The sequence below is a fragment of the Nocardia colli genome (assembly GCF_008704205.1).
Lineage (GTDB): Bacteria > Actinomycetota > Actinomycetes > Mycobacteriales > Mycobacteriaceae > Nocardia > Nocardia colli.
Window position 1 is genome coordinate 24,966 of the sequence record NZ_VXLC01000040.1, and the last position, 14,416, is coordinate 39,381.

The window sequence follows — 14,416 nt, forward strand, 5'->3', positions numbered from 1 at the left end:
CGGAACCGTCCGCAATCCACAGCACCCTGCGGATCCATCACCTCGAGAGAGCACAACGAGCGATGCCGAGTAGTCCCAGCGCCAAATCGGCCAAGGCCGCCGCCAAGTTGTCCGGGTCCCGCAAAGGGGGCGGGCGTGGACAACTGCCGAAGAAGAATCGTCAGATCCCCTGGTTGGCCATCGGCGCGGCCGTAGTCATCATCGCACTCATCGGTGCTCTCGCCTACAGCCTGGTACCCAAGTACCAGGAGAAGGCCGACCTGGAGAAGTTCACGCCCAGCGCGGAACGCAAGGACCCCTCGGATTCGATCCCCGGCGTGGTCAAGAAGGAATACCCGGCCGGGCTGCACATCGGGCCGACCCAGCGGGTGGCCTACGACCAGAGTCCCGCGTTCGGCGGACCGCACGACGCGTCCTGGGCCACCTGCACCGGCGTCGTGTACGACAAGCCGATCCGGATGGAGAACGCGGTGCACTCGCTCGAGCACGGCGCGGTCTGGATCGCCTACAACCCGGACAAGGTCGACGCCGCGGGCATCGACTCGCTCGAGAGCAAGGTGCAGGGCAAGGCGTACTCGCTGATGTCGCCGTACCCCGGTCTCGACCACGCGGTTTCGCTGCAATCGTGGGGACACCAGCTGAAGCTGGACAGCGCCGACGACAAGCGCGTCGGCCAGTTCATCACCGCACTGCGCCTGAACAACTACACCTACCCCGAGGTCGGCGCGGACTGCTCGACGATCGCGTTCGACACCGACAACCCGCCGCCGTTCGACCCGACCCCGCCCGGACCGGGCGCGGTGCCGATGGACGGCAAGGGCCTGCAGCAGGATCCGGGTGAGGTCGGCGGAATGCCCGGCGGCCTGCCGGGCGTGCCCGGGGTTCCGGGACTGCCCGGCCTGCCCGGCGCGCCGGCGCCGAACCAGCCCCGCCCCGTGCCGAACCCGGCGCAGCCCGGGCCGGCCCAGCCGCAGCCGAGCCAATAGTGAGCATCGAGGTCGAGCCGGATTCCGCGGAGTCCGGCCTCGGCGCCCAGGTGCGCAGGCAGCGCACGGCGCTGCTGGTCCTCGGCGTGATCGGCGCCATCCTGATCGGCGTCGCCATCGGCGCGCTGATCCGGCTGCCGCTGAACAACTCGTCCGAACCCGATCCCGGCGCGGTGGACGTCGGCTTCACCCAGGACATGTCGGCCCACCACGCGCAGGCCGTCGAGATGGCCGGCGTGGTGCTGGTCCGCTCCACCGACACCGACGTGCGCCGCCTCGCCTACGACATCATGACCACCCAGCAGAACCAGGTCGGCCGGATGCAGGGCTGGCTGCAACTGTGGGGCAAGCCCGCGCAGAGCGTCGACGGCTACATGGGCTGGATGAGCGCGCAACCCGGCGGCCACGGCCACTCCGGCGCCACCCAGACCATGTCCGGCCCCATGCCGACCATGCCCGGCATGGCCACCCCCGGCGACCTCGCCGCGCTGCGCCAAGCCACCGGCCCCGCCCTCGACACCCTCTTCCTGCAACTCATGCTGCGCCACCACCAGGGCGGCCTGCCGATGATCGACTACGCGGGCGAGCACGCCGAAACCACCGCCGTGCGCACTCTCGCCGACACCATGGACCAGACCCAGCGCGGCGAAGCCCAGCTCATCACCACCATGCTCACCGCACGGGGCGCGGTCCCGCTCCCGCCGAACTGACCCCGAACCGCCGCCCCCGACAACCCTTTTTGGCTCCAGGCGACCGATGCGATACGCTTTCCCCGCCCGAACGGCGGCGTCACCGTCACCGCTCGACACCTATCCCGCCCTCGTAGCTCAGGGGATAGAGCGTCTGCCTCCGGAGCAGAAGGCCGCAGGTTCGAATCCTGCCGAGGGCACCGCAGAGAGGCCCCTGATCAGCAGCATGCGATCAGGGGCCGTTCTGTTTTCTGGAACAGGTTGGGGTGTCGGGCGATTCGCTTCGGCGAGATGCCAGACGCGCTGCGTCGATGGGTATCGACGCAGCGCGATGAACTAGGTGATCTCGATGAGCCGAGTGCGGCTACAACCGCTGGCCACAAGCTCTACTTCGGGGTGAATGTGATCTTGCCGCCGGTCAACGTGATCGTGGCGTTCTCGAACCCCTGGGCCGCACACTTTTCCCACTTCAGGCCCTTGAATTTGCCGGTGAGTTTCGCCGTGGTTTCCTTTTGCGGGCTTGCCGCAGTCGTTTCCGCCGTGGCCATGATGTCCGACGCGCCGCCCTTCATGTCAGCGGTGACTGTGCCACCGCCTTTCTTGAAGTTCTTGCCGTCGTCGATTATTTTCTCGATCTCCATCATGCACTTACCGCTCGTGCTGCCGTCATACGTCGGCCGATTGTCCTCGATGGTGATCTCGGTCGCGACGAGCCCCTCTTTGCAGCCTGCCCCGTCACCCGACATGGCGACGTCCGGCACCTCGAGCTTGTAGAAACCTTCCTCGTCCTTGGCCACCTTGATCTTGGTGTCGGGGATCGTGCAGGTGTACGGCGCGCTGTCATCCGCTGCCGCCGCGATCGGCTGCGTAGCGCCGATCATGCTGTATCCCAGTGCAGATGCACCTACCAGGCTCGCGGCGATAAACACCCCACGCCGAACTCCCCGGCGGCCACGGATCGAGCTCGACATGTCCTCTTGCTGATGTTCCATCGAAATCCTTCCCATCGTCCAAACGGTGGTCCGACGGCAACACCGAATCGGCCTGCAAGCCAGAACCGGCGCAGCCACAACCCTGGGTAGAGCGGATGAAGAACTCGATCGCGGGCCAGACGCTACCATCCGGAATTACCGAAATGCCGGATTTCACCCCTTGCTCGCACCACCTGGTCCACCGACCGCGCCCGACGTCCCACACTGTTCCGGCCGGTAGCAATCGAGCTCCGACTCTTGTTCGTAGCGGAGGGAGCGGCAGATGGGTTGGGCCGAAAACGTCGGCTTCCCAGCGTCTTCTACCTGCGATCGCCGGGCGCGATCAGTTCCGGCGGCGCTTTCGGGCGACTACCCACAGCACGATCGCTGTGCACAGGAACGGGATGACCACGAAGGACAGACCGGTGATGCTCAGGTCGGGATCGTTCAGGTCGATGTAGTTCCATTGCCGACCGAGGAACTGGGTGGCCACCTGGAAGGTCGCGTGGAATCCGATGCAGGCCCAAAGGTTTCCGGTGGTTGCGCGAAGCGCGCCTTGGACCACGGAGAAGGCGAAGAAGAGGATGACTCGTTCGATCGAGGTGGCCGCGCCGATCAAGACGCCCCACAGCGTGAAAAGTACCGCCTGGGCGATCACGGTAATCGCGGTCGACCAGCGCTCGGCGAGATTGGAGAAGAAATAGCCGCGGAAGATCAGTTCTTCCGGGACGGCCTCGTAGAGCAGCGCCAGCGCGACGAGGGCAATAAGCGCCGGCACAGTCTTCGACATCGACGACTGCACGGTGAGATCGGCCCAGCCGAGCCACAGCATATAAATCAATGTCACCGTGCCGAGCGTCGCACCGACCGCACGCACCACATGCCCACCGCGGGTGTACTCGTCGTCGCCTACGGCATTCACCCCGTGATACAGCACCAGCCACCAGATCGTCACCGCGACGAGCACCGCCCCCAACCGGACGACCAAAGCCGAAATAGTGACATCCAGAATGCGGCGCGCCGAACGGGACCTGGCGGCGCGAAAATGCGAGTAGCGCCTCAGCGACGTCCCGTTCGCAACTCGATCAGGCGCAGCTGACCTTGAAGTCGGCGGTCTGGGTGGCGGCGGGGACGACGTCCACCTTGACCGAGGTCGAACTCTTCGGCTCGCAGCCGGACGCCGAGGTGAACTGGGCCTGGTAGCAGCCGGGCGGCAGGTTGGTGGCGGCGGTGCCGTCGGGTCCGGTGGTCAGGGTGGTGAGCATCGGGCCTGCCGCGCAGGTGGTGATGCCGATCTGCGCGCCGGCCACGGCATATGGCTCGGCGCCGGTCATCTGGGCCTGCACCCGCAACGTGCCCTGTCCGGCGGGTGCCGGGTCGGCTCCCGCAACGCCCGCGCCCTGCGCGATCGCCAGCAACCCGACGCCGAGGACGGACATGCCGATCAGTCTGCGCATTCGAATCTCCTTCTGCACGAACGAACATGGGCGGTCATCCGCACCCGGCAAATATAGTCCGCCGGCCGCACGCCGACGAGGGACATGCCCGAGCCGCCGACCAGCGAGTCAGGCGGGGCCATTTCCCGCTCGCCCGGGTACCCCGTTGACGTAACCTTCGAGGAAGCCGAGGGGGGCTGACGGAGGACGAGACGATGACTTATCCGCCGGGCGGGCAGCCGCCGCAGCAAGGACCGCAGTATCCGCAGCAGCAGCAGCCCACCGAATATCCGCCGCCGGCGGGCTACCCGCAGGCCGGCTATCCCCCGCCGCCGCCCGGGCAGCAGCCGTCGCGTAAGAGCAAGGTCGGCCTGATCGTCGGGCTGATCGCGGTGGTGCTGCTGGCGCTCGGCGGCGTCGTGGTGCTCGGCGCCGTGCTGACCGCGCAGGGCAAGGGCCCGCTCGCCTCGGACGGAAAACGGATCGAGAACGCGATCCACGACTTCTACGACACGCTGGACAACAAGGGTTTCCAGGCCGCAGCGGCGAAGGCGTGCGCGGCGGACCGGGCCGAGTTCGAGGCGCTGCCCGAGGAACAGCGGCAGGAGTTCGAGTCCGCGACGGTCGCGGTGAACATCGATAAGATCGAGAACATCGTGATCACCGGCGACACCGCGACAGCGCACATCATCGGCAAGCTCACCCTCGAGGTGCCGGGTCAGGCGCCCGATACCGACACCAGCACCACCGAGCACCTGAAGAAGGAAGACGGTAAGTGGAAGGTCTGCTCCGCGGTCACCGGCAAGAATTGACCGCACACCCGCGCGCATGAACGAACGAGCCGCGTGTTGCGGGCCGTCCCGGCGAACGGTGCTCGGCGCCATCGGTTTTGCGGCGCTGTTGCCGTTGGCGCGTCCGGGTTCGGCACGGGCCCAACCGAATCCGCTGATCGCCACCGATCTGGAGGTGGTCACGATCACCGATCGGTCGGTGGTCGTGACCTGGACGACGGTCGCGCCGGATCCGGCCGGGCGATTGGTGCCGGTGGACTCCGACGCGGAACTGCGCCTGGCTCCGGCGGATTCGGCGCGCGCACCGGTTCCGGTCTACGCCGACGCGCAGCCGACGCCCTTCCACTACGCCGAGATCGACGGACTCGAACCCGGTCGTACTTACCGTTTCGAGGCCTGGTCCAACGGCGTGTGCGCGGTCCCCGCGCTCTCCTTGACCACGCTCAGCCCCGGAACTCCCGAATCCACCGGCCGATTCACCACTTTGGTGCCCCCGCCCGGCCGGCCGCTGCACACCCTCGCCCTCGCCAACGACGTGCACTACGGCGAGGAGGTCAGCGGTCTGCTCGTCGCCAACCTGCCGCCCGGCGTCCGGCAAGACGTCCCGCCGTACCCCGAGGTTATGCTCGCCGCCATGCTCGACGATCTGCGCCGCCCCGACCGTGGCGCCGAACGACTGCTCATCGCCGGCGACCTCACCAGCGAAGCGGCCCTGGATGATTCGCGCGCCGTCCGCGCACAACTCGACGGGTGGGGCACGCTGGGCGAGGACTACCTCGTCGTCCGCGGCAACCACGACCGCCCGCACACCGGCCCGGACTACGCGGGTTGTCAGCCCGCCCCCGCCGACCATCACGACTGCTGGGCAGAGGCTTTCACCCCGCGCCAGCAACTGATCGAACACGAATCCGGCGGCCTGCGCCTGCTCGGCCTCGACACCAGCGAACTCGACGGCTCCGGCGGCAGCATCGACCGCCCCCAATTCGACCTGTTCGCCGAGCGGCTCCGCGCCGACCCCGACCGCCCGACCCTGGTCTTCGGCCATCACCCGGTCACCATCGAATCGGGCCTGACCAATCTCGCCGGCCCGGGCTTCGTGCTCAACGGCCGCGACAGCGCCGAACTGCAAGCCCGCTACGACCGCTCCCCCGGCGTCTTCCTGCATCACAGCGGCCACACCCACCGCAATCGCCGCACCCGCCCCGATACCGGCTGCGCCGTCGAATTCCTGGAAGTCGCTGCGGTGAAGGAATATCCGGGCGGTTACAGCCTGCTCCGCCTCTACGAAGGCGGCTACATGCTCAACTTCTACAAGACCCGCACCGAAGCGGCCCGCCGCTGGAGCGCGGCCACCAGGTCCGAATACTTCGGCCTGCTCCCGGATTACACGCTCGGCACCACCGCGGACCGCAATCACGTTGTGCTGCGGGATTTCTCGGGAATCGGCTGAGCGCCACCGCCGGCTCGAGGCGCTCGGTCCGGCGGTCACGTACGCCGGACCGAGCGGTGCCGCTGGAGCGACCCTCGAACCCCTTGGAGCGAGCGGCGGGAATTGAACCCGCGTAAACGGCTTTGCAGACCGTTGCCTCAACCACTCAGCCACGCCCGCCTCACGATTGATAGTGCCGTCCGCGGGCGCCCGGACCCACCCTTGCACTCACGCTGATTCGAAGCGAGTGTGACCGCGAGCCCGCCGGATGTCCCCGAACCGCGCCCACCCGCATGGAATGATCGGAGAATGTCTCGGCCACGCCCACTTCCGCTCGACCCGATCGAGGAGGCCCATCGCCAGTGGGTCGGCCACGGCTGGGGTGACGTGGCCGATGGCATGGCCGCGGTGACCTCGCTGGTACGCGCCCAGCAAATCGTGATGGCCCGGGTGGACGAGGCACTGAAACCGACCGGTTTGACCTTCTCCCGCTACGAATTACTCATGCTGCTGAGCTTCAGCAAGACCGGCGCACTGCCGATGGCGAAGGCCAGCGCGCGCCTGCAGGTGCACCCGACCAGCGTGACCAACACCGTCGATCGGCTCGAGGCGGCGAAGCTGGTCGAACGGGTGCCGCACCCGACCGACCGGCGCGCGACGCTGATCGAGATCACCGATGCCGGAAGGGAATTGGTCGCGCAGGCGACCGAGGAACTCAACACCCGCGTCTTCGCGTTACCCGGTCTCGCGCCGGATCGGCTGCACACGCTGTTGCAGCTACTCGCGGAATTCCGACATGCCGCAGGTGACTTCGACACCGGCGACGAACCGGCGCGCTGGTCCGCGACCGGACCGGACTGAGACGGTCGTACCGGTCGGTTTGATACACCCGCTAGTTGGCCACGGCGTAACGGTCCGGCATCCAACTAGCGAATTTCCCGGCCCGTTGTCTTGGCAGCGGCGGCAAAAAGGTTCACCATGTAAACCATGGTGCTGGTCTTGGGGGTATCGGCGGGCGCTGGGGGTGCTCGCGCGATGCTGACTCACTCCGATCAGCCGCATCTCCCGCCGATCGATCGCTGCGAGGTGCCCCGGCGCGCCGGTGGCGGGGTCGAGGAACCGGTCTTCGAGGCCATCCGCCAGATGCGCGGCGCGGCCGACCGGCGCGACGAATTGGTCACCGGAACCGCCGTGACCTGCCGCTGCACCCTGCACGCCGAGGCCATCCGGACCGGCGCCGGCCGCAACCGCTTGACCATCGTCGACGAGCCCCTGGCGCAACTGCGCTATCTCCGTTTCACCGGACAGCTGCCCGACGACGGCTCGGTCCTGCTCTACGACCTCGGCACGTCCGGCCTGACCATCACGCACGCCGACTGCCGCACCGACACCATCCTCGCGGGCAAGCGCAGCACGGTGCTCGGCGGCGACGGCTACGACGCGCTGCTGCGCTGGCAGCTCGCGCGCGGCGGCGTGCTCACCGACAAGCTGACCAGCCGCAGGCATCGCGAGGCGTTGAGCAGCGAGCGGGTGGTCACCGCGATCGACCCGATCTCCGGCGGCCGCGAGGTGGTCACCCGCAGCGACCTGGCCGAATTGTGTGCCGCGAGCCTGCATCATTCGGCGTCGTTCGTGCGGCAGCTGATCGAGGAGAGCGGCGTGCAACCCGAGGCGCTGGTGCTGCTCGGCGGCTGCACCCGCAATCCGAGCATCCGCGACGAACTCGCGGAGCTGATCGACCTGCCGATCATTTACGACCCGGAACCCGACTACGTCTCGGCCCGCGGCGCGGTACTGCTCGCGGCCGAACGCCACAGCGGCGACGTGCGGATGGCCCGCGCCCGCGCGGGCGCGGGGCTGTCCGCCTCGCTGGTGCACGGCCCGGTCGACCGGCGCAAGCTCATCGCCGCCGTCGCGGTCACCGCGGCGCTCGGCGCGACGATCGCCGGCATCCTCGCGATGGACCGGCCGTCGACCGAACCGAGCCACGGCACCCCGTCGACGCCGGTGGAGATCGTCGGACCGTCGCCGTCGAGTTTCGGCTAACTCGCGGCTAAGTGGACAGGCATTCTGCTCAGCGGTTGGTGAACTTCGCCGGCCGCTTCTCCACGAACGCGCTCATGCCTTCCTTCTGATCCTCGATCGCGAAGAGCGAGTGGAACACTCGGCGTTCGAAGCGCAGGCCCTCGGCGAGCGTGGTCTCGAAGGAGCGGTTGACCGCCTCCTTCGCGATCATGGTGACCGGCAGCGACATCGACGCGATGGTGTCGGCCACCTCGAGCGCGGTGTCCAGCAGGTCGGCGGCGGGCACGATGCGCGAGACCAGCCCGGCGCGCTCGGCCTCCTCGGCGTCCATGTTGCGGCCGGTGAGCACCAGGTCCATCGCCTTGGCCTTGCCGACCGCGCGGGTGAGCCGCTGCGAGCCGCCGATGCCGGGGATGACGCCGAGCTTGATCTCCGGCTGGCCGAACTTCGCGGTGTCGGCCGCGATCAGGATGTCGCAGATCATCGCCAGTTCGCAGCCGCCGCCGAGGGCGTAACCGGCCACCGCGGCGATGGTCGGCTTGCGGAACGCGGCGAGCCGGTCCCAGCGCGCGAAGTAGTCGTTCAGGAACATGTCCATGTACGACTTCGGCTGCATCTCCTTGATGTCGGCGCCGGCCGCGAAGGCCCGATCCGAGCCGGTGATGACCACGGCGCCGATCTCGTCGTCGCGCTCGAGCTCGTCGAGCGCGGCGATGACATCATCGAGGACCTGGGCGTTGAGCGCGTTGAGCGCCTTCGGGCGGTTCAGCGTGATCCAGCCGACCCGGCCCTTGCGCTCCAGCAGAATCGTCTCGAAGTCGGTCACTCGGCACCTTCTAGGTCGGGGGTCAGGATTATCGGTGACGATACAGCAGCCAGGTTTACCGACCCGCTCGCAACGTCCCGACGGTATTCTGAAGTTGTTACAGCACAACGGAATTCACACTCCAGCGCCCGGATCGCCGGTCAATTCCGTATACACCCGCAGGCCCTCGGCGATCTTCCCCGCGGCGTTCTCCAGCTGCTCGGGCGGCAAGTACTTGCCGAACGCGGCCGCGTCGAGCAGCTGGTCACGGACCTGTTCGAGGTTCATCCTGGCCCAGTCCTGGCGGGAAAGTGGAGACACGGCTCGAACAATACCTCGAGTCGAACGCATGTTCGAGACATGTCATCCTCTAGAAAATATCGGGTCAGGCGTCCGTGCTCGGGACGTCGCTGCGGTCCCGGATCTCGGTGACGATCGCCGAGAAGTCCCGCGCACCCGAGGACTCGTTGAACCGGTTGTAGATCTCCGCCGCGAGCAGCCCGAGCTGGCCGTCGATGCCGTTCTCGCGCAACGCGTTCGCCGCCAGGCCCAGATCCTTGTTCATCAGCGCGGTGGCGAAACCGGGCTGGTAATCGTTGTTCGCGGGGCTGGTCGGCACCGGGCCGGGGACCGGGCAGTAGGTGGTCAGCGCCCAGCTCTGGCCCGACGCGGTGGAGACGACGTCGAAGAACGACTGGTGGGTCAGGCCGAGCTTCTCGCCGAGCACCAGCGCCTCGGACAGGCCGATCATCGAGATGCCGAGCAGCATGTTGTTGCAGATCTTGGCCGCCTGGCCGACGCCGGAACCGCCGCAGTGCACCACCTTGCCGCCCATCACCTCGAGCAGCGGCAGCGCGTCGGCGAAGTCCTCGGCGCCGCCGCCGACCATGAAGGTCAGCGTGCCCGCGGCCGCGCCGGCGACGCCGCCGGAGACCGGGGCGTCCAGCGCGCGGTGGCCCGCGCCGATGGCGAGCACCGCGGCCGACTTGGCGTCGGCGACGTCGATGGTCGAGCAGTCGATGAACAGGGTGCCGGGCTTGGCCGCGGGGAGCAGTTCGGCGTACACGTCGAGGACGAGTTTTCCGTTGGGCAGCATGGTGATCACGACACCGGCGTCGGCCGCCTCGACGGCCGTGCTCACCACGATCGCGCCGTCCTTGACGGCCTGCTCCTGGGCGGCGGGCACCGGATCGTAGGCCAGCACTTCATATCCGGCCTTCACCAGGTTCGCCGCCATCGGCGCACCCATGTGGCCCAGCCCGAGGAATCCGATCTTTTCAGTCATTGCTCACCAAACCCAGTTCCTGATCGCCCAATTCGGCGAAGTATGCGTCGACCTGTGCGGTGGTGACCTCGGCGAGGGTCGCCGGTGACCACTGCGGATTACGGTCCTTGTCGATTACCTGCGCGCGGATGCCTTCCACCAGATCGAGCGAGGACAGCGCCGCGATGGAGACCCGGTACTCCTCGTTCAGCACGGTCTCCAGGTCCGGCGCGGTACGCGCGGACCGCAACGACCGTAGCGCCACCTTCAGCGCGACAGGCGATTTCGCCAGAATGTCGGCGGCGGCCGCGGCGGCCTCCGGCGCCTCGTCGGCCTGCAGGCGCGCGACGATCTCCTCGACCGTGTCCGCTCGATAGCAGGCGTCGATCCAGGACCGCTGAGCGAGCAGGCCGGATTCCGTTGCGGCCGTGGCGAACTTGGCGATCGCCACCTCGACCGCCTCGGTGCGCAGCGTATCCAGCAGCGCCGGAAGGTGTTCGGTGGCGACGAAGTAGTCGGCGAAGCCGGCCGCGATGGCGTCGCCCGCGCTCATCCGGGCGGTGGTCAGCGCGACGTGCGTGCCGATCTCGCCGGGACTGCGCGAAAGCAGGTAGGTGCCACCGACATCCGGGACGAAGCCGATGCCCACCTCGGGCATGCCGATCTTGGACCGCTCGGTGACGATCCGGTGGCTGCCGTGCCCGGACAGCCCGACGCCGCCGCCCATCACGATGCCGTCCATCACCACCACGTACGGCTTCGGGTAGTTGCCGATCAACGCGTTGAGAACGTACTCGTCGCGCCAGAAGCGGCCGGTCGGCGAATCCGCGCCGGTGGCGCCGCCGGTCGCGTCGGAGTAGATGGCGACGATGTCGCCGCCCGCGCACAGCCCGCGCTCCCCCGCACCGGTGAGGACGACGGTGCGCACCTCGTCGTCGTCCGCCCAGGCACGCAGCGCATCGCTGATGGCAAGGGTCATCGGGTGATTCAGCGCGTTGATGGCCTTCGGCCGGTTCAACGTGATGAGCCCGAGCCCATTCGCCTTCTCGATCAGCACTTCCGGTTCACTCATGACTGCGCCTCGCTAACGCTCGGCTCCGTCATGAGCGAAGCACGCTGGCACATGATTCGCTCACTTCGTTCGCTCATGCCGCTCCTACCACCGCGCGGGCGACAACCACCCGCATGATTTCGTTGGTGCCCTCGAGTATCTGGTGGACCCGCAGATCTCGGACGATCTTCTCCAGGCCGTATTCGGCCAGGTAACCGTAGCCGCCGTGCAGTTGCAGCGCCTTGTTCGCGACCTCGAACCCCGCGTCGGTGGCGAATCGCTTTGCCATGGCGCACAACTCGACCTTGTCCGGCGCGTCGGCGTCCAGCGCCGCCGCGGCCCGCCACAGCAGGGTGCGGGCGGCCTCCAATTCGGTCCGCATGTCGGCGAGCTGGAAGCGCAGCGCCTCGTTCTTCAGCAGCGGCTTGCCGAACGCCTGCCGCTCGGCCAGGTACGGCACCGTCTGCTCCAGCGCCGCCTGCGCGCCGCCGACCGAGCAGGCGGCGATGTTCAGCCGTCCGCCGTTGAGGCCGTTCATCGCGATGCGGAAGCCGTCGCCCTCTGCGCCGAGCAGGTTCGCCGCGGGCACCCTAGCGTCCTCGAAGATCACCTGCCGGGTCGGCTGCGCGTGCCAGCCCATCTTTCTTTCGTTGACGCCGAAGGAAACTCCCGGCGTATCGGCGGGCACGATGAACGCCGAGACGCCGCGCGCGCCCGCCGCCCCGGTGCGCGCCATGACCACGTACACGTCGGTGGCGCCCGCCCCGGAGATGAATTGCTTTGTCCCGTTGAAGATGTAGTCGTCACCGTCGCGAACGGCCTTGGTGCTCAACGCCGCAGCGTCGGAGCCCGCGCCCGGTTCGGTCAGCGCGTAACTGGCCAGCAGCTCCATCGAGGTCAGCCTCGGCAGCCAGCGATCGCGTTGCGCCGCATCGCCGTAGGCGTCGATCATCCAGGTCGCCATGTTGTGGATGGAGATATAGGCCGCGATGGCCGGGCAGCCGGTGGCGAGCTGTTCGAAGATGCGCACGGAGTCGAGCCTGCGCAGGCCCGAACCGCCTACGTCCTCCTGGACGTAGATGCCGCCGAGCCCGAGCGGGCCAGCCTTGCGCAGCACGTCGACCGGAAAGTGCTTCTGCTCATCCCATTCCAGGGCGTTCGGGGCGAGGAACTCGTCGGCGAATCCGCGCGCGGTGTCGCGGATCGCCTTCTCGTCTTCGTCGAGGATGAACATGGTCAGTCCATCGTCGGGATGACGAACGCATTGCTTTCCTTCATCCCGGAAGGCCAGCGCTGCGTGACGGTTTTCGTCTTGGTGTAGAAGCGGAACGAGTCCGGGCCGTGCTGGTTCAGATCGCCGAAGCCGGAACGCTTCCAGCCGCCGAAGGTGTAGTACGCGATCGGCACCGGGATCGGGACGTTGATGCCGACCATGCCGACCTGCACGCGGGCGGCGAAGTCCCGGGCGGTGTCGCCGTCGCGGGTGAAGATCGCGACACCGTTGCCGTATTCGTGCTCGTTGGCCAGGCGCAGGCCCTCTTCGTAGTCCTTGGCCCGGACGACGGTGAGCACCGGACCGAAGATCTCTTCCTGGTAGATCCGCATCTCCGGGGTGACCTTGTCGAAAAGCGTTGCGCCGACGAAGTATCCGTCCTCGCCGCCGGGGACGGTCACGCCGCGACCGTCGATCACCAGCTCGGCCCCCTCATCGATGCCGATCTGGACGTAGTTGTTCACCCGATCCACGCCGTCCTTGCCGACGAGCGGGCCGTAGTCGGCGCCGGGATCGTCGGAGCGGCCGATGTTGAGCTTCTCCACCCGCTCGGTGAGCTTGGCCAGCAGGCGATCCGCGGTCTCCTCGCCGACCGGCACCGCCACCGAGATGGCCATGCAGCGCTCGCCCGCGGAACCGTAACCGGCGCCGATCAATTGGTCGGCGACATCGTCGAGGTCGGCGTCCGGCATCACGATCGCGTGGTTCTTCGCGCCGCCGAAGCACTGGGCGCGCTTGCCGTTCGCGGTCGCGGTCTCGTAGATGTACTGGGCGATCGGGGTGGAGCCGACGAAGCCGACGGCCTTGATCCGCGGGTCGTGCAGCAGCGCGTCGACGGCCACCTTGTCGCCGTTGACCACGTTGAACACACCCGGCGGCAGGCCGGCCTCGAGGAACAGCTCGGCCAGGCGCAGCGGCACCGAGGGGTCGCGCTCGGAAGGCTTGAGCACGAACGCGTTTCCGGTGGCCAGCGCCGGGCCGGCCTTCCACAGCGGGATCATGGCCGGGAAGTTGAACGGGGTGATCCCCGCGACGACGCCGAGCGGCTGGCGCATCGAGTAGACGTCGATGCCGGTGCCCGCGCTCTCGGTGTACTCGCCCTTGAGCAGGTGCGGCGCGCCGACGGCGAACTCGATCACCTCGAGGCCGCGCTGGATGTCGCCCTTCGCGTCGGCGATGGTCTTGCCGTGTTCCGAAGACAGCAGCGCCGCAAGCGAATCCATCTCGTCCTGCACCAGAGTGAGGAAGCGCATCAGCACGCGCGCCCGCTTCTGCGGGTTGAACGCGGCCCAGACCGGCTGTGCCGCTTCGGCATCGGCGATGACCGCCTCGACCTCGGACTTGCTGGCCAGCGGCACCCGCGCCTGCACTTGGCCGAGATTCGGGTCGAAGACGTCACCGAAGTTGCCCGAGGTGCCCGCGACGTGTTGCCCGCCGATGAAGTGAGTGAGTTCGCGAACCATGCCAGTCCTGTTCTGGTAGCCGACCATGACACCGCTTGGCGCGGTATGCGGTCATCCTATAGTTGGACGTCCATGTAAATACCGAGTGTGACCCATCCCACCTCCGACAGCGTGCACGCCCGACCATCGGGAATGGCCGAAATATGCCATCGACCAGGCAGTTCACCGAGCGCAATACAGTTCACACCCGGGACAACGCGCAACAGGCATGGTCCATCCATCGCCCAACCGGC

15 protein-coding genes and 2 tRNA genes are annotated in these 14,416 nt (G+C 67.7%); 7 read left to right on the plus strand and 10 right to left on the minus strand.

Going from position 1 to position 14,416, the window contains the following annotated elements:
• Nucleotides 1-62: 62 nt before the first annotated feature.
• The 3 genes from F3087_RS42920 (at nucleotide 63) to F3087_RS42930 (ending at nucleotide 1,875) form a co-directional block, all read left to right on the plus strand.
• The gene (locus tag F3087_RS42920) at nucleotides 63-986 is read left to right on the plus strand and encodes a DUF3105 domain-containing protein (protein WP_150407947.1); all 924 of its coding nucleotides are present in this window, start codon (nucleotides 63-65) and stop codon (nucleotides 984-986) included.
• Complete coding sequence (locus tag F3087_RS42925; RefSeq protein WP_223885786.1) at nucleotides 986-1,696, plus strand: DUF305 domain-containing protein; 711 nt, start codon at nucleotides 986-988, stop codon at nucleotides 1,694-1,696. Before F3087_RS42920 ends, F3087_RS42925 begins: the two co-directional genes overlap by 1 nt.
• A gap of 106 nt (nucleotides 1,697-1,802) precedes the next feature.
• Nucleotides 1,803-1,875, plus strand: a tRNA-Arg gene (locus F3087_RS42930).
• Between the two features lie 186 nt (nucleotides 1,876-2,061).
• On the opposite strand, the gene F3087_RS42935 is transcribed toward F3087_RS42930, so the two are convergent.
• From F3087_RS42935 to F3087_RS42945, 3 genes are all read right to left on the minus strand, one after another.
• Entirely contained in the window at nucleotides 2,062-2,667 is a 606-nt protein-coding gene (locus F3087_RS42935) for a hypothetical protein (protein WP_150407949.1), read from the minus strand.
• A gap of 322 nt (nucleotides 2,668-2,989) precedes the next feature.
• On the minus strand, nucleotides 2,990-3,634 hold the full coding sequence (locus tag F3087_RS42940; protein WP_150407950.1) for a CPBP family intramembrane glutamic endopeptidase: 645 nt from the start codon (nucleotides 3,632-3,634) through the stop codon (nucleotides 2,990-2,992).
• A 97-nt stretch (nucleotides 3,635-3,731) separates the two neighbouring features.
• Nucleotides 3,732-4,103 (minus strand): prealbumin-like fold domain-containing protein, encoded by a 372-nt coding sequence (locus F3087_RS42945; RefSeq protein WP_150407951.1) that lies wholly within the window; start codon nucleotides 4,101-4,103, stop codon nucleotides 3,732-3,734.
• Between the two features lie 194 nt (nucleotides 4,104-4,297).
• On the opposite strand from F3087_RS42945, the gene F3087_RS42950 reads away from it, so the two are divergent.
• A complete protein-coding gene (locus tag F3087_RS42950; protein WP_150407952.1) occupies nucleotides 4,298-4,894 on the plus strand; it encodes an Rv0361 family membrane protein in 597 nt (198 codons plus the stop codon).
• Between the two features lie 16 nt (nucleotides 4,895-4,910).
• Nucleotides 4,911-6,323: a metallophosphoesterase gene (locus F3087_RS42955; RefSeq protein WP_150407953.1), complete on the plus strand. Its 1,413-nt coding sequence runs from the start codon at nucleotides 4,911-4,913 to the stop codon at nucleotides 6,321-6,323.
• Between the two features lie 84 nt (nucleotides 6,324-6,407).
• Here F3087_RS42955 and F3087_RS42960 read toward each other — a convergent pair.
• A tRNA-Cys gene (locus F3087_RS42960) sits at nucleotides 6,408-6,482 on the minus strand.
• 129 nt (nucleotides 6,483-6,611) lie between these two features.
• Here F3087_RS42960 and F3087_RS42965 point away from each other — a divergent pair.
• Both F3087_RS42965 and F3087_RS42970 read left to right on the plus strand, forming a co-directional pair.
• Nucleotides 6,612-7,163 carry a MarR family winged helix-turn-helix transcriptional regulator gene (locus F3087_RS42965; RefSeq protein WP_150407954.1) on the plus strand — a complete coding sequence of 184 codons (552 nt, stop codon included), beginning with the start codon at nucleotides 6,612-6,614 and terminating at the stop codon, nucleotides 7,161-7,163.
• Nucleotides 7,164-7,337: 174 nt separating this feature from the next.
• Nucleotides 7,338-8,348, plus strand: a complete 1,011-nt coding sequence (locus F3087_RS42970; RefSeq protein ID WP_223885787.1) for an Hsp70 family protein — start codon at nucleotides 7,338-7,340, stop codon at nucleotides 8,346-8,348.
• Nucleotides 8,349-8,376: 28 nt separating this feature from the next.
• Here F3087_RS42970 and F3087_RS42975 read toward each other — a convergent pair whose 3' ends face one another.
• From F3087_RS42975 to F3087_RS43000, 6 genes are all read right to left on the minus strand, one after another.
• Nucleotides 8,377-9,153 carry an enoyl-CoA hydratase gene (locus F3087_RS42975; RefSeq protein WP_150407956.1) on the minus strand — a complete coding sequence of 259 codons (777 nt, stop codon included), beginning with the start codon at nucleotides 9,151-9,153 and terminating at the stop codon, nucleotides 8,377-8,379.
• Nucleotides 9,154-9,267: 114 nt separating this feature from the next.
• Nucleotides 9,268-9,453 (minus strand): DUF6374 family protein, encoded by a 186-nt coding sequence (locus F3087_RS42980; protein ID WP_150407957.1) that lies wholly within the window; start codon nucleotides 9,451-9,453, stop codon nucleotides 9,268-9,270.
• A 64-nt stretch (nucleotides 9,454-9,517) separates the two neighbouring features.
• Nucleotides 9,518-10,417, minus strand: a complete 900-nt coding sequence (gene mmsB, locus F3087_RS42985) for a 3-hydroxyisobutyrate dehydrogenase (RefSeq protein WP_150407958.1) — start codon at nucleotides 10,415-10,417, stop codon at nucleotides 9,518-9,520.
• Entirely contained in the window at nucleotides 10,410-11,468 is a 1,059-nt protein-coding gene (locus F3087_RS42990; RefSeq protein WP_150407959.1) for an enoyl-CoA hydratase/isomerase family protein, read from the minus strand. Before F3087_RS42990 ends, mmsB begins: the two co-directional genes overlap by 8 nt.
• 73 nt (nucleotides 11,469-11,541) lie before the next feature.
• Complete coding sequence (locus F3087_RS42995) at nucleotides 11,542-12,681, minus strand: acyl-CoA dehydrogenase family protein (RefSeq protein WP_150407960.1); 1,140 nt, start codon at nucleotides 12,679-12,681, stop codon at nucleotides 11,542-11,544.
• A gap of 2 nt (nucleotides 12,682-12,683) precedes the next feature.
• Complete coding sequence (locus F3087_RS43000; protein ID WP_150407961.1) at nucleotides 12,684-14,183, minus strand: CoA-acylating methylmalonate-semialdehyde dehydrogenase; 1,500 nt, start codon at nucleotides 14,181-14,183, stop codon at nucleotides 12,684-12,686.
• Nucleotides 14,184-14,416: the final 233 nt, after the last annotated feature.

Excerpts from the sequence above, each read along its gene's own strand:
- F3087_RS42950 (WP_150407952.1), top strand. The coding sequence starts at position 4,298 with ATGACTTATCCGCCGGGCGGGCAGCCGCCGCAGCAAGGACCGCAGTAT.
- F3087_RS42945 (WP_150407951.1), bottom strand. The coding sequence starts at position 4,103 with ATGCGCAGACTGATCGGCATGTCCGTCCTCGGCGTCGGGTTGCTGGCG.
- F3087_RS42920 (WP_150407947.1), top strand. The coding sequence starts at position 63 with ATGCCGAGTAGTCCCAGCGCCAAATCGGCCAAGGCCGCCGCCAAGTTG.
- F3087_RS42970 (WP_223885787.1), top strand. The coding sequence starts at position 7,338 with ATGCTGACTCACTCCGATCAGCCGCATCTCCCGCCGATCGATCGCTGC.
- F3087_RS42935 (WP_150407949.1), bottom strand. The coding sequence starts at position 2,667 with ATGGAACATCAGCAAGAGGACATGTCGAGCTCGATCCGTGGCCGCCGG.
- F3087_RS42995 (WP_150407960.1), bottom strand. The coding sequence starts at position 12,681 with ATGTTCATCCTCGACGAAGACGAGAAGGCGATCCGCGACACCGCGCGC.
- mmsB (WP_150407958.1), bottom strand. The coding sequence starts at position 10,417 with ATGACTGAAAAGATCGGATTCCTCGGGCTGGGCCACATGGGTGCGCCG.
- F3087_RS43000 (WP_150407961.1), bottom strand. The coding sequence starts at position 14,183 with ATGGTTCGCGAACTCACTCACTTCATCGGCGGGCAACACGTCGCGGGC.
- F3087_RS42965 (WP_150407954.1), top strand. The coding sequence starts at position 6,612 with ATGTCTCGGCCACGCCCACTTCCGCTCGACCCGATCGAGGAGGCCCAT.
- F3087_RS42990 (WP_150407959.1), bottom strand. The coding sequence starts at position 11,468 with ATGAGTGAACCGGAAGTGCTGATCGAGAAGGCGAATGGGCTCGGGCTC.
- F3087_RS42955 (WP_150407953.1), top strand. The coding sequence starts at position 4,911 with ATGAACGAACGAGCCGCGTGTTGCGGGCCGTCCCGGCGAACGGTGCTC.